14 protein-coding genes and 2 pseudogenes are annotated in these 19,754 nt (G+C 66.3%); 8 read left to right on the top strand and 8 right to left on the bottom strand.

Annotated features, from left to right (window positions below; all coding sequences use genetic code 11):
• Positions 1 to 27: 27 nt before the first annotated feature.
• The 5 genes and pseudogenes from B3446_RS16945 to aceE form a co-directional block, all read right to left on the bottom strand.
• The gene (locus B3446_RS16945; protein ID WP_239501134.1) at positions 28 to 462 is read right to left on the bottom strand and encodes a DUF2894 domain-containing protein; all 435 of its coding nucleotides are present in this window, start codon (positions 460 to 462) and stop codon (positions 28 to 30) included.
• Positions 386 to 1,024 (bottom strand): OmpA family protein, encoded by a 639-nt coding sequence (locus B3446_RS16940; protein ID WP_049403425.1) that lies wholly within the window; start codon positions 1,022 to 1,024, stop codon positions 386 to 388. The genes B3446_RS16945 and B3446_RS16940 overlap by 77 nt, the downstream gene beginning before the upstream one ends.
• A pseudogene (locus B3446_RS16935) lies at positions 1,021 to 1,575 on the bottom strand (DUF802 domain-containing protein); the annotation flags it as partial. The pseudogene B3446_RS16935 and the gene B3446_RS16940, both read right to left, overlap by 4 nt.
• A gap of 93 nt (positions 1,576 to 1,668) precedes the next feature.
• A pseudogene (locus tag B3446_RS16930) lies at positions 1,669 to 1,884 on the bottom strand (biotin/lipoyl-containing protein); the annotation flags it as partial.
• 12 nt (positions 1,885 to 1,896) lie between these two features.
• Entirely contained in the window at positions 1,897 to 4,605 is a 2,709-nt protein-coding gene (gene aceE, locus B3446_RS16925) for a pyruvate dehydrogenase (acetyl-transferring), homodimeric type (RefSeq protein WP_291383578.1), read from the bottom strand.
• 352 nt (positions 4,606 to 4,957) lie between these two features.
• Here aceE and B3446_RS16920 point away from each other — a divergent pair, with 352 nt between their 5' ends.
• The 6 genes from B3446_RS16920 to B3446_RS16895 all read left to right on the top strand — a co-directional run bounded on the left by B3446_RS16920 (position 4,958) and on the right by B3446_RS16895 (position 11,585).
• Positions 4,958 to 6,712: a PAS domain-containing sensor histidine kinase gene (locus B3446_RS16920; protein WP_105238467.1), complete on the top strand. Its 1,755-nt coding sequence runs from the start codon at positions 4,958 to 4,960 to the stop codon at positions 6,710 to 6,712.
• Entirely contained in the window at positions 6,709 to 7,335 is a 627-nt protein-coding gene (locus tag B3446_RS16915; protein WP_056570132.1) for a response regulator transcription factor, read from the top strand. Before B3446_RS16920 ends, B3446_RS16915 begins: the two co-directional genes overlap by 4 nt.
• On the top strand, positions 7,332 to 8,183 hold the full coding sequence (gene folD / locus B3446_RS16910) for a bifunctional methylenetetrahydrofolate dehydrogenase/methenyltetrahydrofolate cyclohydrolase FolD (RefSeq protein ID WP_175126081.1): 852 nt from the start codon (positions 7,332 to 7,334) through the stop codon (positions 8,181 to 8,183). The genes B3446_RS16915 and folD overlap by 4 nt, the downstream gene beginning before the upstream one ends.
• Before the next feature lie 187 nt (positions 8,184 to 8,370).
• Positions 8,371 to 10,437 (top strand): M3 family metallopeptidase, encoded by a 2,067-nt coding sequence (locus B3446_RS16905; RefSeq protein WP_291383575.1) that lies wholly within the window; start codon positions 8,371 to 8,373, stop codon positions 10,435 to 10,437.
• 172 nt (positions 10,438 to 10,609) lie between these two features.
• Entirely contained in the window at positions 10,610 to 11,224 is a 615-nt protein-coding gene (locus B3446_RS16900; protein WP_175126079.1) for an SCO family protein, read from the top strand.
• A 109-nt stretch (positions 11,225 to 11,333) separates the two neighbouring features.
• On the top strand, positions 11,334 to 11,585 hold the full coding sequence (locus B3446_RS16895; protein ID WP_008158223.1) for a GlsB/YeaQ/YmgE family stress response membrane protein: 252 nt from the start codon (positions 11,334 to 11,336) through the stop codon (positions 11,583 to 11,585).
• A gap of 124 nt (positions 11,586 to 11,709) precedes the next feature.
• Here the strand turns inward: B3446_RS16895 and B3446_RS16890 are convergent, their stop codons facing one another.
• From B3446_RS16890 to smeA, 3 genes are read right to left on the bottom strand one after another with little or no spacing between them, the layout of a single operon-like run.
• Positions 11,710 to 13,173: an efflux transporter outer membrane subunit gene (locus B3446_RS16890; RefSeq protein WP_291383571.1), complete on the bottom strand. Its 1,464-nt coding sequence runs from the start codon at positions 13,171 to 13,173 to the stop codon at positions 11,710 to 11,712.
• On the bottom strand, positions 13,170 to 16,319 hold the full coding sequence (gene smeB / locus B3446_RS16885; RefSeq protein WP_033833766.1) for a multidrug efflux RND transporter permease subunit SmeB: 3,150 nt from the start codon (positions 16,317 to 16,319) through the stop codon (positions 13,170 to 13,172). Before smeB ends, B3446_RS16890 begins: the two co-directional genes overlap by 4 nt.
• Before the next feature lie 12 nt (positions 16,320 to 16,331).
• On the bottom strand, positions 16,332 to 17,528 hold the full coding sequence (gene smeA / locus B3446_RS16880; protein ID WP_049403680.1) for a multidrug efflux RND transporter periplasmic adaptor subunit SmeA: 1,197 nt from the start codon (positions 17,526 to 17,528) through the stop codon (positions 16,332 to 16,334).
• Between the two features lie 129 nt (positions 17,529 to 17,657).
• On the opposite strand from smeA, the gene baeS reads away from it, so the two are divergent.
• Together baeS and B3446_RS16870 are read left to right on the top strand one after the other, a co-directional pair.
• On the top strand, positions 17,658 to 19,049 hold the full coding sequence (baeS, locus tag B3446_RS16875; protein WP_291383565.1) for a sensor histidine kinase efflux regulator BaeS: 1,392 nt from the start codon (positions 17,658 to 17,660) through the stop codon (positions 19,047 to 19,049).
• Positions 19,046 to 19,735: a response regulator gene (locus B3446_RS16870; RefSeq protein ID WP_005414809.1), complete on the top strand. Its 690-nt coding sequence runs from the start codon at positions 19,046 to 19,048 to the stop codon at positions 19,733 to 19,735. The genes baeS and B3446_RS16870 overlap by 4 nt, the downstream gene beginning before the upstream one ends.
• Positions 19,736 to 19,754 lie beyond the last annotated feature (19 nt).

Here is a 19,754-nt window from a genome sequence, read left to right as displayed (position 1 = left end):
CCAGCGGCCGGCACTACCAATTCGTGTTCAGCGCGGCTTGCGTGTCCGCTTCGGCTTCGCGGTATCTGCACCGCTGGCGGCACCGTCCTGCAGCGCCTGCAGCCATGACAACGTATCCACATAGTCGATGAAATGTCGCAGGTAGCCGGGACTGGTGGCCTGCATCGTGTCCAGCATGCGCTGCACCAGCACCGCCGAGTTCAGCGGGCCGCCGTCGGCCGGGGCCTCGGTGCGCAGTGAGCGGCGGACCTGCAGTTCACTGCGCAGCTCCGACCACTCGCGCTGCACCTGCTGCAGCATCGGCACCTGCGGGTAATGCGGCAGCGAGCGCGACCCCGCATCGAGGTCGCGCACCAGTGCGCGCAGGCCTTCGAGCGCTGAAAGCTTACTTGGCATCCGGGGCCTTGGGCTTGGGAATCGGCGCGATTTCCACGCGGCGGTTGCGTGCGCGGCCTTCCTCATTGGCATTGGAACTGACCGGCTGCTCGCTGCCGAACGCGGCGGCGAACACGGCGTCAGCCGGTACGCCATCGGCGATCAGGGTGCGGGTCACGGTCAGCGAGCGCTGCGCGGACAGCTCCCAGTTGTCGGCGAAACGCCGATTGCCTTCGCGCACCGGTGCGTCATCGGTGAAGCCGCTGACCATCAGGATCTCTTCGCGGCTGCCCAGGTAGGCGGCCAGCGGTGCGGCCAGGCTGCGCAGCAGCTCCTGGCCTTCCGGCTGCAGCTGGTCGGAGTTCAGCGCGAACAGCACGCTGCCGCTGATGCCGATGCGGCCATCCACCAGCGTCACGCGGCCGGCGGCCAGCGGTACAGCCAACGCCTGTTCCAGGGTCTGCAGGCGCTTGGCTTCGGCCTGGCGCTGTTTCACTTCCTGGTCCAGCCGCTGCGACAGCTCCAGCTGCACCGCGACCACACCGACCAGTATCAGCACGAACGCGCCCAGCAGCACCGACATCAGGTCGCCGAAGGCGGCCCAGATCGGGGCGTGCGAACCGCCGTCGACCTCCAGCTCGTCGCTCATGCGCTGCCGGCCTTGCCGCGACGCGTGGCCAGCTGCTGCAGTTCTTCCATCACCTGCTTCTGCGACAGCAGGCTGAGGTCGACCACCTCTCGCGCCTGCGCCACGTAGTAGGCCAGCTGCTCGTCGCTGCGGGCCAGCGAGGCATCCAGTGCGCCGCCGATCTGTTCCAGGCGGCCGGACAGCTCGGTGGAGGCGCTGCCGAACTGCGCGACCGCTTCGCCGAAGGTGCTGGCCAGCTGGCCGACTTCACCGGCGCTGCCGTGGAGCGCTGCGGCGATACCGTCCAGCTTTCCGGTCTCGGCGGCGATATGGTCGGTGAAGCGGTTGCCAACGCGTTCCAGCAACTCGGCCGAGCCACCGACCAGTGCGTCCACAGCGGTGCGCTGTTCGTGCGAGGCATGGTCGATCGCATCCAGCAGGGTCTGCACGGTGGCCAGCAGGCGTCCGCGCTCCTCCAGCATCGCGTTGTCACGCACCAGGCTCTCGGACAGCGTGCTGCGCAGCTCGTTGATGACGTCGGCAGCGGCCTTGGGCGCGGCGGCGGCGGCCTGCTTGGGCTCTTCCTTGGCGGCCGGTTTGGATTCAGCCTTGGGGGCCTCTTCCTTGGCGGCGCCAGCGTCGGCCGCTTCCACTTCCAGCACGACCGCGCCTTCGGCGACCTTGTCGCCGACCTTCACGGCGATGGACTTGACCACGCCGCCTTGCGACGCGGGGATTTCCATCGAGGCCTTGTCGGATTCGACGGTGATCAGGCTTTGTTCCGCCTTGATCGTGTCGCCCACGGCAACCAGCACTTCAATGACTTCCACTTCCTTGAAGTCGCCGATGTCGGGAACCTTGATTTGCACGATGTTGCTCATGTCTCTTTACCCTCAGGCGTATTGCGGGTTGGCTTTGTTCGGATTGATGCCGTACTTCTTGATGGCTTCGGCCACCTTGGCAACCGGCACCTTGCCTTCGTCCGCCAACGCACGCAGGGCGGCGACGACGACGAAGTGGCGATCCACTTCGAAGTGCTCGCGCAGCTTGGCGCGGAAATCCGAGCGGCCGAAACCATCGGTGCCCAGCACCTTGTATTCGCGGCCCTTGGGCACGAACGGACGGATCTGGTCCGCAAAGAGCTTCATGTAGTCGGTCGACGCGATGATCGGGCCTTCCGTCTTGGCCAGCTGTTCCGTGACGAAAGCGACCTGCGGCTTCTTCTCGTCGGGGTGCAGCATGTTGTGGCGTTCGGCATCCAGGCCGTTGCGGCGCAGCTCGGTGAAGCTGGTGACGCTCCAGAGGTCGGAGGCGACGTCCCAATCGGCGGCCAGCAGTTCCTGCGCGGCCATGACTTCGCGCAGGATGGTGCCCGAACCCATGAGCTGCACGCGGTTCTTGCCCTTGCCGTGCGACTTGAGCTTGTACATGCCCTTGATGATGCCTTCCTCGTCGCCCTTGGTCAGACCGGGCTGCGGGTAGTTTTCGTTCATCACCGTCAGGTAGTAGTAGACGTTTTCCTGGTCTTCCACCATGCGCTTCAGACCGTGCTGGATGATCACGGCGAGTTCATGGCCGAACGTCGGGTCGTACGACACGCAGTTCGGGATGGTCGAGGCCAGGATGTGGCTGTGGCCGTCTTCGTGCTGCAGGCCTTCGCCGTTCAGCGTCGTGCGGCCGGCGGTGCCGCCCAAGAGGAAGCCGCGCGCCTGCATGTCGCCGGCAGCCCAGGCCAGGTCGCCGATGCGCTGGAACCCGAACATCGAGTAGTAGATGAAGAACGGGATCATGATGCGGTTGTTCGAGGAGTACGACGTGGCCGCCGCAATCCACGAGCTCATCGCGCCCGCTTCGTTGATGCCTTCCTGCAGGAGCTGGCCGTCAGCCGCTTCCTTGTAGTACATGACCTGGTCCTTGTCGACCGGGGTGTACTTCTGGCCTTCCGGCGCGTAGATGCCGATCTGGCGGAACAGGCCTTCCATGCCGAAGGTGCGCGATTCGTCGGCCAGGATCGGCACGACGCGCGGACCCAGTTCCTTGTCGCGCAGCACTTGGTTCAGGATGCGCACGAAGGCTTGGGTGGTCGAGATTTCGCGGCCTTCCGCGGTGGGCTCCAGCACGGCCTTGAAGGCGTCCAGCGCGGGGGCCTTCAGTTGCTCGTCGGCCTTGGCGCGACGGCGCGGCAGGTAGCCGCCCAGCGCGGCGCGGCGCTCGTGCAGGTACTTCATTTCGGGCGAATCTTCGGCCGGCTTGAAGTACGGCAGATCGGCCAGCTTGTCGTCCGGGATGGGGATGCCGAAGCGGTCGCGGAATTCGCGGATCGAGTCCAGCTCCAGCTTCTTTTGCTGGTGGGTCGGGTTCTTGGCCTGGCCGACGTGGCCCATGCCGTAACCCTTGATGGTCTTGGCCAGGATGACGGTCGGTTGGCCCGTGTGGTCGGTGGCCGACTTGAAGGCCGCGTACACCTTGTGGGGATCATGGCCGCCACGGTTCAGGCGCCAGATGTCCTCGTCGCTCATGCGCGACACGGCTTCCAGCAGCTTGGGGTGCTTGCCGAAGAAATGTTCGCGGACGAACTTGCCGTCGTTGGCCTTGTACGCCTGGTACTCGCCGTCGACGGTTTCTTCCATGATCTGGCGCAGGATGCCTTCCTTGTCGTGCGCAAGCAGCGGATCCCAGTAGCCGCCCCAGATCAGCTTGATGACGTTCCAGCCCGAACCGCGGAAGTCGCCTTCCAGTTCCTGGATGATCTTGCCGTTGCCGCGCACCGGGCCGTCCAGGCGCTGCAGGTTGCAGTTGATGACGAAGATCAGGTTGTCGAGCTTTTCGCGGGCCGCCAGGGCGATGGCGCCCAGCGACTCGGGTTCGTCCATCTCGCCGTCGCCGCAGAACACCCAGACCTTGCGGTTGCTGGTGTCGGCGATGCCGCGGGCGTGCAGGTACTTCAGGAAGCGGGCCTGGTAGATGGCCATCAGCGGGCCCAGGCCCATCGACACCGTCGGGAACTGCCAGAAGTCCGGCATCAGCTTCGGATGCGGGTACGAGGACAGGCCCTTGCCGTCCACTTCCTGGCGGAAGTGGTTCAGCTGGTCTTCGGTCAGGCGGCCTTCAAGGTAGGCGCGGCCGTACATGCCCGGCGAGGTGTGGCCCTGGAAGTAGACCAGGTCGCCGCCGTGGCCTTCGTCTTCGGCGTGCCAGAAGTGGTTCTGGCCGCAGCCGATCATGGTGGCCAGCGAGGCGAACGACGCGATGTGACCGCCCAGGTCGCCGCCATCGGGCGGGTTGTGCTTGTTGGCCTTGACCACCATGGCCATGGCGTTCCAACGCACGTACGAGCGGATGCGCGTTTCCAGCTCCAGGTTGCCCGGGTGCGCCGGCTCCAGGCCGGGGGGAATCGTGTTGACGTAAGCGGTATTGGGCGAGAACGGGATGTGAGCGCCGGAGCGACGGGCTTCGTCAATCAGGCGTTCCAGCAGGTAATGGGCGCGCTGCGGTCCTTCGCGATCAAGGACGGCTGCCAGGGCTTCGAGCCACTCCTGGGTTTCAAGGGTGTCTTCGTCGTTGGCGGCCTGTACGGCGCCAGCCTGGGCGTTAGAGGACATCGTGTGTCTCCTGTTGGGGTTCGTCGTGACCACACACCCGCTTATTGATCTACTCGCGGACATTGCATGGTAGCCGGGATCATCCGGGCTACCATGCAATGCATGGGGTCGGGGTGTTCAAAGGACCTGCCAGGGGCGGGTTTCCTGTCAGGCGGCATTCTAAGAAAGAAGATTAACCGGTCGCAAGGAAAATTTCATGTTGCGGTACGGCATTTCATAATGCGGAAAGTTGAACGGAAGCTGAATCGCTGAACGCCATACTTTTTACGGTCTAGGCCGAATGGTGGACTTGATTCCCGGCAATTCCCTCCCAACACGCACTAAAATGCGCGGTCTACCGGCCCCGAATTCCATGTCCAGCGCGCCCAAGTCCAACATACCCACGCCTTTCCACGACCACGCCCGCACCCGGCGGCGCGGGGTGTACTGGGTCACGCCCGCCATGGTGCTGATCCTCTATATCTGTGTGATGGCGGTGTTCTTCTGGCTGCAGCGCATCCATGACGACAGCGTCATGTTTGTCACGATAGACCAGGAGCTGCGTCAGCAACGCCTCATCTGGGTCGTGCTGGCGCTGTCCTGCGTCATCGTCATCAGCCTGCTCATGCTGTGGCGCTACACCCGCTTCCGGTCCACCGCCGAGGCCGCGCTCATTGCCGAAACGGGTTTTCGGCGCGCCATGGAAAACTCCATGTCCACGGGCATGCGCGTGCTCGACATGGAGGGCCGCATCGCCTACGTGAACCCCGCCTTCTGCCGGATGATCGGCTGGAACGAAGCCGACCTGATCGGCCGCAGCCCGCCCTTCCCGTATTGGGTGCCGGGCCGCCACGAACAGCACCAGCACACGCTGGACGTGCTGATGTCGGGCAAGACGCCCAGCAGCGGCCTGGAAGTCGAAGCGCAGCGGCGCGACGGCTCGCGTTTCACGGCGCGCATGTATGTGTCCCCGTTGCTGGACCCCAACGGCAACCAGATCGGCTGGATGACGTCCATGACGGACATCACCGAGCCCAAGCGCATCCGCGAGGCGCTGACCGCCGCGCACGAACGGTTCATGACCGTGCTGGAAGGCCTGGACGACGCCATCTCGGTCACGGCCGACACGCACGACGGGCTGGAACTGCTGTTCGCCAACCGCACGTACCGCCGCGTGTTCGGCGCGCAGACGGGTGGTCACGACGAACTGCTGGCCGGCCGCCGCGGCCGCTTCACCGACGAATCGGTCGAAGTCTTTGCGCCGTCCGTGCAGCGCTGGTTTGAAGTGCACCACCGCATGCTGGCCTGGACGGACGGCCGCCGCGTGCGCATGCAGGTGGCGCGCGACATCACCGAACGCCGCGGCCACGAGGAAGCGTCGCGCGTGCAGCAGGAAAAGATCCAGCTCACCAGCCGCCTGACCACGATGGGCGAAATGGCCTCGTCGCTGGCGCACGAACTGAACCAGCCGCTGACGGCCATCGCCAACTACAGCATGGGCGCGGTGGCGCTGGTCAAGGCCGGCCACACCAGTCCCAACATGCTGCTGCCCGCGCTGGAAAAGGCGGCGTCCCAGGCCGAGCGCGCCGGCAAGATCATCAGCCGCATCCGCGAATTCGTGAAGCGCAGCGAGCCGCGCCGCCAGCGCGTCGCCATCGGCCGCATCGTCGACAACGCCATCGGCTTTGCCGAAATCGACGCCCGCAAGCGCCGCATCCGCATCGACAGCTTCGTGCCGTCCAACGCGCCCGACGTCCTGGCCGACCCCATCCTGATCGAACAGGTCCTGCTGAATCTGCTCAAGAACGGCCTGGAAGCGATGGAAAAGAGCGAGTCCGACGAACTTAAGGTTGCCGTAATTCTTCACGAGCAGCATATCGAGGTGGCAGTGGTGGACCGCGGCCACGGCCTGGCCGAACCCGAGCGCCTGTTCGAACCGTTCTTCAGCACCAAGTCGCAGGGCCTGGGCATGGGGCTGAACATCTGCCGTACCATTATCGAATCGCATCACGGCCGCTTGTGGGCTGACCCCAATCCCGCCGGCGGTACTATCTTCCGCTTCACCCTGCCCTGCGCTGCCACCCAGACGCAGGCCCAGAACGATCAGTCCGAGGAGTTGCACGCATGAACACGCCCCACCTGTCGAGCACGGTATTCATTGTCGATGACGACGAAGCGGTCCGCGATTCGCTGCGCTGGCTGCTGGAAGCCAATGGATACCGCGTTCGCGCCTACGCCAGCGGCGAGTCCTTCCTGGAAGACTACGACGCCAGCCAGATCGGCGTGCTGATCGCCGACGTGCGCATGCCCGGCATGAGCGGCCTGGAGCTGCAGGAACAGCTCATCATCCGCAATGCGCCGCTGCCCATCGTGTTCATCACGGGCCACGGCGACGTCCCCATGGCGGTGTCCACCATGAAGAAAGGCGCTGTCGACTTCCTGGAAAAGCCGTTCAACGAATCCGACCTGCGCGAAATCGTGGCGCGCATGCTGGAGCAGGCCACGCAGCGCGTGAGCAAGCACCAGGCCCAGAAGGACCACGAAGCCATGCTGGCGCGCCTGACCGCGCGCGAGCAACAGGTGCTGGAGCGCATCGTCGCCGGCCGCTTGAACAAGCAGATCGCCGACGACCTGGGCATCAGCATCAAGACCGTCGAGGCGCACCGCGCCAACATTATGGAAAAACTTGAAGTGACCACCGTTGCAGATTTGATGAAAGTGGCCTTGGCCAAACCCGAGGCACACGCATGACCGCAAGGATTATTGACGGCGCGGCCCTTTCGCAGCGCATTCGCGAAGAAGTCGCCCAGCGTGTTTCGGCCCTGGCCGAAAAGGGCACCCGCCCCGGCCTGGCCGTCGTGCTGGTCGGCGCGGACCCCGCCTCGCAGGTGTATGTGCGCAACAAGGTCGCGGCCTGCGAAAAGGCCGGACTGCATTCCGTGAAAGAGCAATACCCGGCCGAGATGACCGAGGCCGAACTGCTGGCCCGCATCGACGTGCTGAACCAGGATCCCAGCATCCACGGCATCCTGGTGCAGTTGCCCCTGCCCAAGCACATGGACGCCCACAAGGTCATCGAGGCCATCGCGGCCGAGAAGGACGTGGACGGCTTCCATATCAGCAACGCAGGCCTGCTCATGACCGGGCAGCCGCTGTTCCGTCCCTGCACGCCGTACGGCGTGATGAAGATGCTGGAATCGGAAGGCGTGACGCTGCGCGGCGCTGAGGCCGTCATCGTCGGCGCCAGCAACATCGTGGGCAAGCCCATGGCCATGCTGCTGCTGCAGGCCGGCGCCACCATCACGATCTGCAACTCCAAGACGCGCGACCTGGCGGCCCAGACCCGCCGCGCCGACGTGCTGGTCGTGGCCACCGGCAAGCCCGGCATGATCGACGGCTCGATGATCAAGCCCGGCGCCGTCGTCATCGACGTGGGCATCAACCGCGGCGCCGACGGCAAGCTGTGCGGCGACGTGGATTTTGCCTCCGCCAAGGAAGTGGCCGGCGCGATCACGCCCGTGCCGGGCGGCGTGGGTCCGATGACCATCGCCATGCTGCTGGTCAATACGGTCGAAGCGGCTGAACGCGCTGCGGGGTAAAGCGTAGGTCCCGGTGTCAGACACCCACCGCAAATGGGTGACGACACCATCCTATTGTCGGCAGCCCCGGCGCATGGGCCATCCCCTTGGTCAGGCCTTGCGTTCAGACCGATCGCCCTCACCTGATCCTTATCGCCTTCGCCGGCGCGCCTGACGCGCCGCCTGCCACTCATAAGCCGGTAACACCATGACCCAGAACCCCCTGCTCGCCCCCGTGTCCGAACTGGTCGATTACGCGGCCGTCAAACCCGCGCATATCGTTCCCGCCGTCGAGGAACTGCTGGGCATTGCCCGCAAGGCCGTCGACCACGCCGCCGACCCCGCGCTCGCGCCCACCTGGGAAGCCGTGGCCGAGCCCCTGGACACCGCGTCCGAGCGCCTGTGGCGCGCCTGGTCGGTGGCTGGCCACCTGAATGCCGTGGTCAACACGCCCGAACTGCGCGAGGCCTACAACGCCGCCCTGCCGCTGGTCACCGAGTTTTCGACCTGGGTCGGCCTGCACGAAGGCCTGTACAAGCAATACCAGCGGCTGGCTGCCGCACCCGACTTCGCATCCTGGTCGCCGGTGCGCCGCCGCATCGTCGAAATGGCCCTGCGCGATTTCCGCCTGAGCGGCGTCGAACTGCAAGGCGCTGACCGCGAACGCTATGCGGCGATTTCCGACCGCGAGGCCCAGGCGTCGCAGAAGTTTTCGGAAAACGTGCTGGATTCCATTGACGCGTGGTCGCTGATCGTTGAAGACGAAAGCCGCCTGGCCGGCGTTCCGGCCGACGTCGTTGCCGCCGCGCGCGCCGCCGCCGAGGAAGACGGCAAGGCCGGCTGGAAGCTCACGCTGAAGATGCCCTGCTACCTGCCCGTCATGCAGTACGCGAAGGACCGCTCGCTGCGCGAGGCGCTGTACCGCGGCTACGGCACCGTGGCGTCCGAACAGGGCGATGCCAAGTTCGACAACTCCCCGCTGATCGAAGAACTGCTTTCGTTGCGCGCCGAGGAATCGGGCCTGCTGGGTCTGGGCACCTTCGCCGCGCTGCGCCTGCAGACGCGCATGGCCCGCGACGCCAAGGAAGTCACCGTGTTCCTGCGCGACCTGGCCGCCCGCGCCAAGCCGTACGCGCAGCGCGATCTGGCCGAACTTACCGCCTACGCCACCGGCGAGCTGGGGCTGGACAGCCTGCAGCCCTGGGACGTGGCCTACGCCTCGGAACGCCTGCGCGAATCGCGCTACGCGTATTCCGAAGACGAGGTGAAGCAATACTTCACCGAACCGCGCGTGCTGGCGGGCCTGTTTGATGTCATCCAGACGTTGTTTGGCGTACGCCTGTCCGAAACTTCCGTGTCGTCCTGGCATGGCGACGTGCGCGGCGTGCGGGTCGAAAGCCCCGACGGCGCGCTGATCGGCCACCTTTACCTGGACCTGTACGCGCGCGCCGGCAAGCAGAACGGCGCCTGGGTCGACAGCGAGCGCACGCGCCGCGTCGTAGCCGGCAAGGTGCAGACGCCCATCGCGTACCTGACCTGCAATTTTTCGCGCCCCAACGGCGACCGTCCCGCCGTGCTGACGCATGACGACGTGATCACCCTCTTCCACGAAACCGGCCACGCGCTGCACGCGCTGCTGTCCGAAGTCGACGAGCCCGGCGCCGCGGCGTTTGCCAGCGTGGAATGGGACGCCATCGAACTGCCCTCGCAGTTCATGGAGAACTTCTGCTGGGAATGGGCCGTGGTGCAGAAGCTCTCGGCGCACGTGGACACCGGCGAGCCGCTGCCGCGCGCGCTCTATGACCGCCTGGTCGCCGCCCGCAATTACCAGAGCGGCATGCAGACCGTGCGCCAGATCGAGTTTGCGCTGTTCGACATGCTGATGCACGACCGCAGCAAGGGCGCGTCGATTTCTGAAGTGCTGGCGCTGTTGCAGGAAGTGCGCAAGGAAGTTGCCGTGCTGTTCCCGCCCGAATGGCACCGCCTGCCGCACGCCTTCTCGCACCTGTTCGCGGGCGGCTACGGCGCGGGCTATTACAGCTACAAGTGGGCCGAAGTGCTGTCGGCGGATGCCTACGAGGCCTTCGAGGAAGCCGCCGCCAAACAGGCCGGCAACGCACTGGGCACGCTGGATCCGGAGACGGGCGCCCGCTTCCGCCGCGAAGTGCTGGCCGTGGGCGGCTCGCGCCCGGCGGCCGAATCGTTCGCCGCCTTCCGCGGCCGCGCGCCGCGCATTGATGCGCTGTTGCGCCATAGCGGGATGACGGCTGGCTGACACCTTGGGTCGCCAGCGGCGCGACTCGCCCCACTTTGAACGGCCCGCCATCGAGCGGGCCGTTTTTCTGCCCTGCGCTTGCGCGCGCACAAGGCATTGCGGCCGTATGCCGCTCTCCTCAGATCCTGCAGGTAGAATCCGAAAGGTTTACCCCCTTCCGGCTACTGGACCCATGCGACACCTGATTACCGGCCGCTTCTTTCGCGGACTGCTGTTGAGCTTGTGTGTGTTTCTTGCCGCCTGCGGCGACAGGAACGTGGACTGGACGCTTTACAACGTCAAGGGCCACCTGCCCGACCTGAAGTTTTCGCTGCCCGGTGCGGGCGGCAAGACGGTCAGCAGCGACGACCTGAAGGGCAAGACGGTGCTGCTGTTTTTCGGCTACGCCAGTTGCCCGGACATCTGCCCGACGACCATGGCGCAACTGACCGCTGTGCTGCAGAACCTAGGCGACAAGGCCAAGGACGTGCGCATCCTGTTCGTCAGCGTGGACCCGCACCGCGACACGCCGGACATCCTGCAGGCCTACGTCAACGCCTTCAACAACAACGCCATTGGCGTGACCGGCAACGAACGGCAGGTGGCTGACCTGGCGCGCCGCTATCGCGTGGCCTACCAGATCGAAAAGCCCCGCCCGGGCGACGACGCCGACATGTACGAGGTGACGCACAGCCGCGGCGTGTACATCTTCGACAAGGACGGCAAGGCGCGCCTGCTGGCGTCAGACACCGACAGCATCGAGACGCTGACCAAGGACGTGCGCCAGCTCATCGACCTGACCTCCTGACGCGCGCAGGTCCGCACACCAGTTGTTACAACGGTGGCGTACGGGGTGCGGGTATCCGTGGGTATCATCAATCCACTTCGCCCCCTTTTCCCTAGTAAGGAGTACGCGCATGAGCATCATCATCATGATCATCGTCGGGTTCATCGTGGGTCTGATCGCCCGCGCCATCATGCCCGGGGACCAGAACATGGGGATCATCATGACCACCATTCTGGGCATCATCGGCGCCGTCGTCGCCGGCTTCCTGGGCCAGTCGCTGGGGTGGTACCAGCCCGGCGAACCCGCGGGCTGGATCGGATCCGTCGTCGGCGCGATCATCGTGCTGTTCGTGGTGGGCCTGATCGCCAAGAAGCGCACCTGACGTCTGCGTCCTGCACGCAAAGAAAAACGGGCCGATCACAAGATCGGCCCGTTTTGCATTGCAGGCGCCAGGAATGGCCCTATAAGCAGCCCATAGGCGGCGCCAAGCGCGCCCCCTGTTAGCTTCAGCCCGCCGGCGTGAGCGGCGCAGCGGGCGCCGCCGCCGTGCGTTCCGTCCACCCGCCGCCCAGCACCTTGTACAGCGTGACCAGATTGGTCAAACGCGCCAGACGCGTGTCGACCAGCGCCTGCTGCGAGGTATAGAGCGAGCGCTGCGAATCCAGCACGCTCAGGTAGTCGTCGATGCCCTGCCGGAAACGTTGCTCCGACGCGTCATACGCGCGCTGGTTGGCGTCCACCAGCAGGCGCTGGGCCTGGATCTGCTCGTCCAGCGTGCCGCGGCCGGCCAGCGCATCCGCGACTTCGCGGAAACCCGTCTGGATCGACTTCTCGTACTGGGCCACCTGGATGTTCTTCTGCACCTTGGCCAGGTCCAGCCCCGCCAGCAGCGAACCGCCCGCGAAGATCGGCACGGTGATCTGGGGCGCGAAGCTCCACGCCCCCGAACCGCCGTCGAACAAGCCGCCCAGGCTGGCGCTGGCGGTGCCGGCCGAACCCGTGAGGCTGATCGTCGGGAAGAAGGCTGCACGCGCCGCGCCGATGTTGGCGTTGGCGCCCTTGAGCTGATGCTCTGCCGCACGGATGTCCGGACGGCGGGTCAGCAGGTCGGACGGCAGGCCGGCGGGCAGCGTGGTCGGCAACATGCTGTCGTCCAGCTTCACCGCGTTGTCCAGCGCCGCGACAATTTGCGGCGACAGCGGCTGACCGACCAGCAGCACCAGCGCATTGCGGTCCTGCGCGGCCTGGCGCGTGTATTGCGACAGGTTGCGTTGGGCGGTGCGCAGCGAGACTTCGGCCTGGCTCAGGTCCAGCGCCGTCGACAGACCCTGGTCGTAGCTCTGCTTGGTCAGGTTGTAGGAATCTTCCTGGCTCTTGAGCGTGTCGCGCGTCAGGCTGAGCAGCTCCTGGTCCGCGCGCAGCGTCAGGTAAGCATTCGCCACCTCGGCGATCAGCGTGAGCTGCGTCGCCGTGCGCGTTTCGTCCAGCGCCAGATACGATTCCAGCGCCTGATCGCTCAGGCTGCGGATGCGGCCAAAGAGGTCCAGTTCCCAGGCGGACATGGCAGCGCCCACCTGATAGCTGTGGCTGGTGGTGGCCTGGCCGCTGGGCGACAGGTCGGCCGGCGTGCGCTGGGCAGAGCCCTGCCCCGCCACGCCGATGCTGGGCGCCAGGTCCGCCCGCTGGATGCGGTACTGCGCGCGCTCCTTCTCCACCTGCAGCACCGCCACGCGCAGGTCGCGGTTGTTCTGCAGCGCCAGCGCGATGACCTGCTGCAGGCGCGGTTCCAGGAACACGTCGCGCCAGGCCGGCATCGCCAGTGCCGGTTCGGCCGCGCCGATGGCGGCATTGCCGAACTGTGCCGGCACCGGCGCCTCGGGTCGCTGGTAGTGCGGGGCCATGCTCACGCAGCCGCCCAGCACGGCGGTCATCGTTGCGGCCGCCAGGGCGCGCAGCAGCATCGGCTTCATGGGCTTGTCTCCGGGACAGTGGCGTCGGCCGACGCGCGGCCCGGGAACAGGCGGCGCACCAGCAGGTAGAACAACGGCACGAAGAACATGCCCAGCACCATCGAGGCCACCGTACCACCGGCCACGCCGGTACCCAGCGAACGGCGCGCGGCCGAACCGGCCCCGGTGGCGAACACCAGCGGCAACACGCCCATCAGGAACGCCAGCGAAGTCATCACGATCGGCCGCAGCCGCAGGTAGACCGCCTGCAGGATTGCGTCGCGGGTGTCCCTGCCCTGCTGTTCGAGGATGCGCGCGAACTCGACGATCAGGATGCCGTTCTTCGCTGCCAGACCAATCGTGGTCAGCAGGCCGACCTGGAAGTACACGTCGTTGTTGAGGCCACGCAGGTTCATCATCAGCACCGCACCGAACACGCCCACCGGCACCGCCAGCATCACCGCGAACGGCACCGCCCAGCTTTCATACAGCGCGGCCAGGCACAGGAACACGAACAGCAGCGAGATGGCGTACAGCATTGGCGCCTGGTTGCCCGACAACTGTTCCTGGTAGGCCATGTCCGACCAGGCATGGCTGAAGCCTTCCGGCAGTGTGTCGGCCAGCCGCGCGATCTCGGCCATCGCCTCGCCGGAGCTGACGCCCGGCGCCGGCTGTCCGGTGATTTCCATCGCTGATACGCCGTTGTAGCGCTGCAGTGCGGCCGGCGCACTGGTCCAATGCGTGCTGATCAGCGACGACAGCGGCACCATCTGCCCGGCCTGGTTGCGCACGCTCCAGCGCTCGATGTCCTGCGGCTGCATGCGTGCTTCGGCGGTGCCCTGGATGAACACCTTCTTGATGCGTCCCTTGTAGATGAAGTTGTTGACGAAGTCGCCGCCCAACGCCGCGTTCAAGGTGTCATTGACGTCCTGCGGGTTCACGCCCATCGCCTGCGCCTTGGCGTCGTCCACCTTCACCGCGTATACCGGCGCGTCTTCCAGGCTGGCGTAGCGCACGTTGACCAGCTTCGGGTCCTTGGCGGCTTCTTTCAGCAGCGTGTTGCGCGCGGCCACGGCGGCGGCATGGCCGGCACCGCCTTCGTCCTGCAGTTCCAGGGTGAAGCCACCCGCATCGCCGAGGCCCAGGATGGCCGGTGGCGAGGTGATGAACACCTGCGCATCGGGCACGCTGGCCATCGCCCGCGTCAAGCGTGCGGCGATGGTATCGGCGTCGTCCTTGCGGTCATCCCAGTCCTTCAGGCGGATGAAGGCCTGGCCGACGTTCTGGCCGCTGCCGGTAACACTGAAGCCGGCGGTGGCCTGGATCGAGAGCACGCCGTCGTCCTTCACCGCGACGGCACTCAGACGATCCATCACCGCCCGCGTCTGCTCCAGCGTGGAACCGGCCGGCAGCTTCACCAGCGCGTTGAGCATGCCCTGGTCTTCATCGGGCAGGAACGCGCCCGGCAGGTGCCACAGCAACAGGCCGGTGGCCACGCTCAGCACCAGGTAGAACAGCACGCCCAGCGAGCGGCGGCCGAGGAAACGATCCACGCGGTGACGCAGGCCGTTGGAGGTACGCTCGAAGCGGTGGTTGAACCAGATGAAGAACTTGCCCAGCAGGCTCGGCTCGCCACCGTGGTCGCCATGCGGATGGCCGCCCTTGGGAATCTGGTGCAGGATGCTGCCACACAGTGCCGGGGTGATGGTCATCGCCACCAGCACCGACAGGATCATCGCGGCGGCGATCGTCACCGAGAACTGGCGATAGATCACCCCGGTTACACCGCTGAAGAACGCCATCGGCAGGAACACCGCGGTCAGCACCAGCACGATGCCGACCAGCGCGCCGGTGATCTGGCCCATCGCCTTCAGCGTGGCCGGCTTCGGCGCCAGCCCTTCGAAGGTCATCACCCGCTCTACGTTCTCCACCACCACGATGGCATCGTCCACCAGCAGGCCGATGGCCAGCACCAGTGCGAACATGGTCAGGGTGTTGATCGAATACCCGAATGCAGCCAGCACGCCGAACGTGCCCAGCAGCACCACCGGCACCGCGATGGTCGGGATCAGCGTGGCGCGCCAGTTCTGCAGGAACAGGTACATCACCAGCACCACCAGGATGATCGCTTCGATCAGGGTGATCACCACTTCCTTCAGCGAAATGGTCACGAATGGCGTGGTGGTGAAGGCCACGTGGGCGGTGTAGCCATGCGGCCAGTACTTCTGCAGCTGCTGAAGCCGTGCATCGATGGCCTTGGAGACGGCGATCGCGTTGGCACCGGCATTGAGTTCAATGCCCAGCGACGCCGACGGCTTGCCATTGAAGGTGCTGATGCTGTCGTAGCTTTCCGGCCCGAGGCCGATCTTCGCCACGTCGCCCAGACGCACCACGCTGCCGTTGGCATCGGCCTTGAGCACCACCTGCGCGAACTGCTCGGGCGTGTGCAGGCGGCTGCGCGCGGTTACCGTGGCGTCGAGCTGCTGGCCCTTCAGCGCCGGCTGGCCACCCAGCTCACCGGCGGAGACATCGGTGTTCTGTGCCTGCAGTGCGGTCTCGATGTCCGACGGCATCAGCGCGTACTGGCGCATCTTCTCCGGATCCAGCCAGATGCGCATGGCGTATTCCTGGCCGATCGGCTGGATGTTGCCGACACCGCTGACGCGGCTGATCTGGTCATCGATGCGCGCTTCCATGAAGTTGGCGACATCGAAGTTGTCCATGCTGCCGTCTTCGCTGGTGAACGACAGCACCTCGAAGATCGAACCACTGGACTTGGTGATGGTCAGGCCGTTCTGCTGCACCGCCTGCGGCAGCGTGGCCATGGCGGCCTGCAGCTGGTTCTGCACCTGCACCTGCGCGGTATCCGGATTGGTACCGGTGGCGAACACCAGGTTGACCTGCGCCGAGCCGTCGGAGGCACTGGTCGAGGTCATGTACATCAGGTGATCGAGGCTTTGCTGGGACTGCTCGATGACCTGGGTGACCGCGTTTTCCACGGTCTGGGACGAGGCGCCGGTGTAGGTGGCGCGGATGGTGATGGTGGGCGGGGCGATCTGCGGGTAGCGGTCCACCGGCAGGATCAGGATCGCGAGCAGGCCGAGCAGGCTGACCGCGATGGCGATCACCCAGGCGAAGATCGGCCGGTCGATGAAGAAACGAACCATGTGGGCCAGGCCTCAGTGCGACTTTTCGTCGGTGTTGCCGTTCGGATCGACCGCCGGCATCGCCGCCAACTGCGCCGTCGTGGCCGCCACCGCTTTCACCTGCTGGCCGAGCGATACCGCGCTGCCGTTGCTGACGATCACCCGTTCGCCAGCCTTGAGGCCGCTGGTGATCTGCCACTGGTTACCGACCACCTGGCCGGTGCTGACGCGGCGCTCGACCACATGATCCTTGGCGTCGAGCAGGCGCAGCAGCGGTTCGCCGCGTTCGTTGCGCACCACCGCCTTCTGCGGCACCAGCAGGGCACGCGCGTCGGTGGCCATCGGCAGCACCGCCTTCAGGTACATGCCCGGCAACAGCAGGCCGTCCGGGTTCGGAATGACCGCGCGCAGCTTCACGTTGCCGGTGCCCGGATCCACTGCGCTGCCGACGAACTCCAAGGTGCCTTCATGCGCGTAGGTGCTGCCGTCCTCCAGCAGCACCTTTACCTGTGCCTTGCCATCGATGGCCTTCACCAGGCCCGCATCGAGCTGCTTGCGCAGCGCCAGCATCTGCGTGCTGGACTGGGTGACATCCAGGTACACCGGGTCCAGCCGCTGGATGGTGGCCAGTGCCGTATCCTGGCCGGCCGCGACCAGCGCGCCGGCGGTGACGCTGGAGGTGCCGATGCGGCCGTCGATGGGGGCGGTCACCCGGGTGTAGTCGAGGTTGATGCGGGCAGCCTGCAATGCAGCGCGCGCGGCAATCACGTTGGCCTGCGCCTGCTTCAATGCCGAGGTGGCATCGTCGGCGTCCTGCTTGCTGGCTGCATCCATGCTCACCAGCGCGCGGGTACGCTCGGCCTTCGGCTGTGCCGACAACACGGTAGCCTCGGCCTGCGCCAGCTGCCCGCGCGCGGTATCGAAGGCCGCCTGGTACGGTGCCGGGTCGACCTGGTACAGCAGCTGCCCTGCCTTGACCTGCTGGCCTTCGGTGAACAACCGCTGGCGGATCAGGCCGCCGACCTGCGGCCGCACCTCGGAGATCTCGAACGGCACGGCACGGCCGGGCAAGGTCTGCTGGAGTGCCAGCGGCTGCGCGCGGGCGATGATGACGCCCACTTCGGGCATGGCCGGGGCATCGGTCCTGCCCGCCGAACAGGCCGCCAGGGCCAGCAGCAGGGGCAACAGCAGGGGACGCGGGGAACGGGACAGCGGGCGCAGGAGGGACATGGGGGGCGTGGGGGCCTTGCGTTGACCCGTGCACGCTGCCGTGAAACTGTGCAGAGAATATGGAGATTGTGCGACGGGCTCAGCTGGCGCTTGCTTTCGGCGCCGCATGCGCCGCTAATGGCCTTCGCGATGGCGAAGTTCCAACTCAAATTCGGCCTGACCGCGAAGACCTTCCTCGCGATCTTCACCGCCTGCCTGCTGGTGCTGGCAGTGAACGGTGTTGCCAGCCGCGTGGCCTTCCAGACCGGCTTCCTGGACTACCTCAACGACCAGGGCGACCTGCGCATGCAGCGGCTGATGCCACACCTGCAGCGCGAGTACCGCGAGCACGGTGGCTGGGAGCATCTGCACGGTGATGGCGACCGCTGGGCGCGGCTGCTGCGCCCGGACCTGGCCCATGGGCACGAAGGACCGGTGCCGTCGCTGTCCGACCAGACCGGCGTGCCGTCGCGCCTGGGCCTGTTCGACGCGCAGCACCGTTTCGTGGCCGGCAACCCCGACGCCACCAGCGATGACGAGCCGCATGCGGTGCAGGTGGACGGGCAGACCGTCGGTTGGCTGGGCATGGTGCCGTTCCAGACCGTCATCGCCACCAACGACCTGAATTTCTACAACACCCAGGTGCGCGCCTGGTGGGTGATCGGCATCGCGCTACTGCTGGTGACGGTACTGCTGGCCTGGCTGGTATCGCGTGCGCTGCGCCAGCGCCTTGCCAAGCTGGCCGCTGCCACCCACCGGTTGGCCGCCGGTGACTACGCCACCCGCATCGAGCGCACCAGTGACGATGAGCTGGACGCGCTGGTCAACGACTTCAACCGGATGGCGCAGGCGCTGGACGATACCGAACGCAACCGCCGCGCCTTCATTGCCGACATCTCGCATGAGCTGCGCACGCCATTGGCCGTGGTGCGCGCCGAGCTGGAGGCGATCGAAGATGGCATCCGTCCGCTGGACCGGGCCAACCTGGTGGGCCTGCAGGGCGAGATCCGCCAGCTGGGCAAGCTGATCGACGACCTGCACGACCTGTCGATGACCCAGTCCGGCGGCCTGGCGTACCGCTTCGCGCCACTGGACCTGGTGGCGCTGCTGCGCAGCGAACTCAATGGCATGCGCGTGCGCTTCGCCAATGCAGGCCTGGCGTTGGAAGAAGACCTGCCCGCCACGCCGTTGCAGGTGTCCGGTGACGAACGGCGCCTGCAGCAGGTGCTGGCCAACCTGCTGGAAAACGCACTGCGCTACACCCATGCCGGTGGCCGCGTACGCGTGCAGGCAGCGCGCGTGCCTGCCGGCGTGCAGCTGGTCGTGGAAGACACCGCGCCGGGCGTTCCGCCCGACAAGTGTGCACTGCTGTTCGAACGCTTCTACCGCGTGGAAAGTTCGCGCAACCGCGCCAGTGGCGGCAGCGGGCTGGGCCTGGCCATCAGCCACAACATCATCCTCGCGCACCACGGCGTCATCCACGCCGCGCCCTCGCCGCTGGGCGGGCTGCGCGTGGTCATCAGCCTGCCGGAGCCTGCATGAGCACGTCGCCCGCCACGTCCACGAAGATCCTGATCGTCGAGGACGAGCCGCGCCTGGCCTCGGTACTGCGCGACTACCTGGCCGCCGCCGGCATGGCCAGCGAGTGGGTGGACGACGGTGGCCAGGTGATCGACGCATTCGCGCGCTACCAGCCCGACCTGGTGCTGCTGGACCTGATGCTGCCGCAGCGCGACGGTGTGGACCTGTGCCGCGAACTGCGTGCCAGCAGCGATGTACCGGTCATCATGGTCACCGCACGGGTGGAAGAGATCGACCGCCTGCTGGGCCTGGAGATCGGCGCCGACGACTACATCTGCAAGCCGTTCAGTCCGCGCGAAGTGGTCGCGCGGGTAATGGCGGTGCTGCGCCGCTACCGCCCGGACCCGGGTGCGCGCGCCAACGGTGGCCTGCACATCGACGAGCCGGCCGCACGCGCCACCTGGAACGGCAAGGGCCTGGACCTGACGCCGGTGGAGTACCGCCTGCTGCGCACGCTGCTGGCCACCCCGGGCCGGATCTGGGCGCGCGATGAACTGCTCGACCGGCTGTACCTGGACCATCGCGTGGTGGTCGACCGCACCGTCGACAGCCATGTGCGCAACCTGCGCCGCAAGCTGGCCGACGCCGGCATGGAAGGCGAGCCGATCCGTTCGGTGTACGGCATGGGCTACAGCTACGAACCCTAGCCGGTAGTGCCGGCCGCTG

This window comes from Achromobacter sp. UBA5777 (assembly GCF_002418565.1).
In the GTDB taxonomy this organism is placed as follows: Bacteria; Pseudomonadota; Gammaproteobacteria; order Burkholderiales; family Burkholderiaceae_B; genus Achromobacter; species Achromobacter animicus.
The sequence above is the reverse complement of the archived record's forward strand: the minus strand, read 5'-3'. Positions and strand labels throughout refer to the sequence as shown.

Excerpts from the sequence above, each read along its gene's own strand:
- B3446_RS16945 (WP_239501134.1), bottom strand. The coding sequence starts at position 462 with ATGAGGAAGGCCGCGCACGCAACCGCCGCGTGGAAATCGCGCCGATTC.
- B3446_RS16940 (WP_049403425.1), bottom strand. The coding sequence starts at position 1,024 with ATGAGCGACGAGCTGGAGGTCGACGGCGGTTCGCACGCCCCGATCTGG.
- aceE (WP_291383578.1), bottom strand. The coding sequence starts at position 4,605 with ATGTCCTCTAACGCCCAGGCTGGCGCCGTACAGGCCGCCAACGACGAA.
- B3446_RS16920 (WP_105238467.1), top strand. The coding sequence starts at position 4,958 with ATGTCCAGCGCGCCCAAGTCCAACATACCCACGCCTTTCCACGACCAC.
- B3446_RS16915 (WP_056570132.1), top strand. The coding sequence starts at position 6,709 with ATGAACACGCCCCACCTGTCGAGCACGGTATTCATTGTCGATGACGAC.
- folD (WP_175126081.1), top strand. The coding sequence starts at position 7,332 with ATGACCGCAAGGATTATTGACGGCGCGGCCCTTTCGCAGCGCATTCGC.
- B3446_RS16905 (WP_291383575.1), top strand. The coding sequence starts at position 8,371 with ATGACCCAGAACCCCCTGCTCGCCCCCGTGTCCGAACTGGTCGATTAC.
- B3446_RS16900 (WP_175126079.1), top strand. The coding sequence starts at position 10,610 with ATGCGACACCTGATTACCGGCCGCTTCTTTCGCGGACTGCTGTTGAGC.
- B3446_RS16895 (WP_008158223.1), top strand. The coding sequence starts at position 11,334 with ATGAGCATCATCATCATGATCATCGTCGGGTTCATCGTGGGTCTGATC.
- B3446_RS16890 (WP_291383571.1), bottom strand. The coding sequence starts at position 13,173 with ATGAAGCCGATGCTGCTGCGCGCCCTGGCGGCCGCAACGATGACCGCC.
- smeB (WP_033833766.1), bottom strand. The coding sequence starts at position 16,319 with ATGGTTCGTTTCTTCATCGACCGGCCGATCTTCGCCTGGGTGATCGCC.
- smeA (WP_049403680.1), bottom strand. The coding sequence starts at position 17,528 with ATGTCCCTCCTGCGCCCGCTGTCCCGTTCCCCGCGTCCCCTGCTGTTG.
- baeS (WP_291383565.1), top strand. The coding sequence starts at position 17,658 with ATGGCGAAGTTCCAACTCAAATTCGGCCTGACCGCGAAGACCTTCCTC.
- B3446_RS16870 (WP_005414809.1), top strand. The coding sequence starts at position 19,046 with ATGAGCACGTCGCCCGCCACGTCCACGAAGATCCTGATCGTCGAGGAC.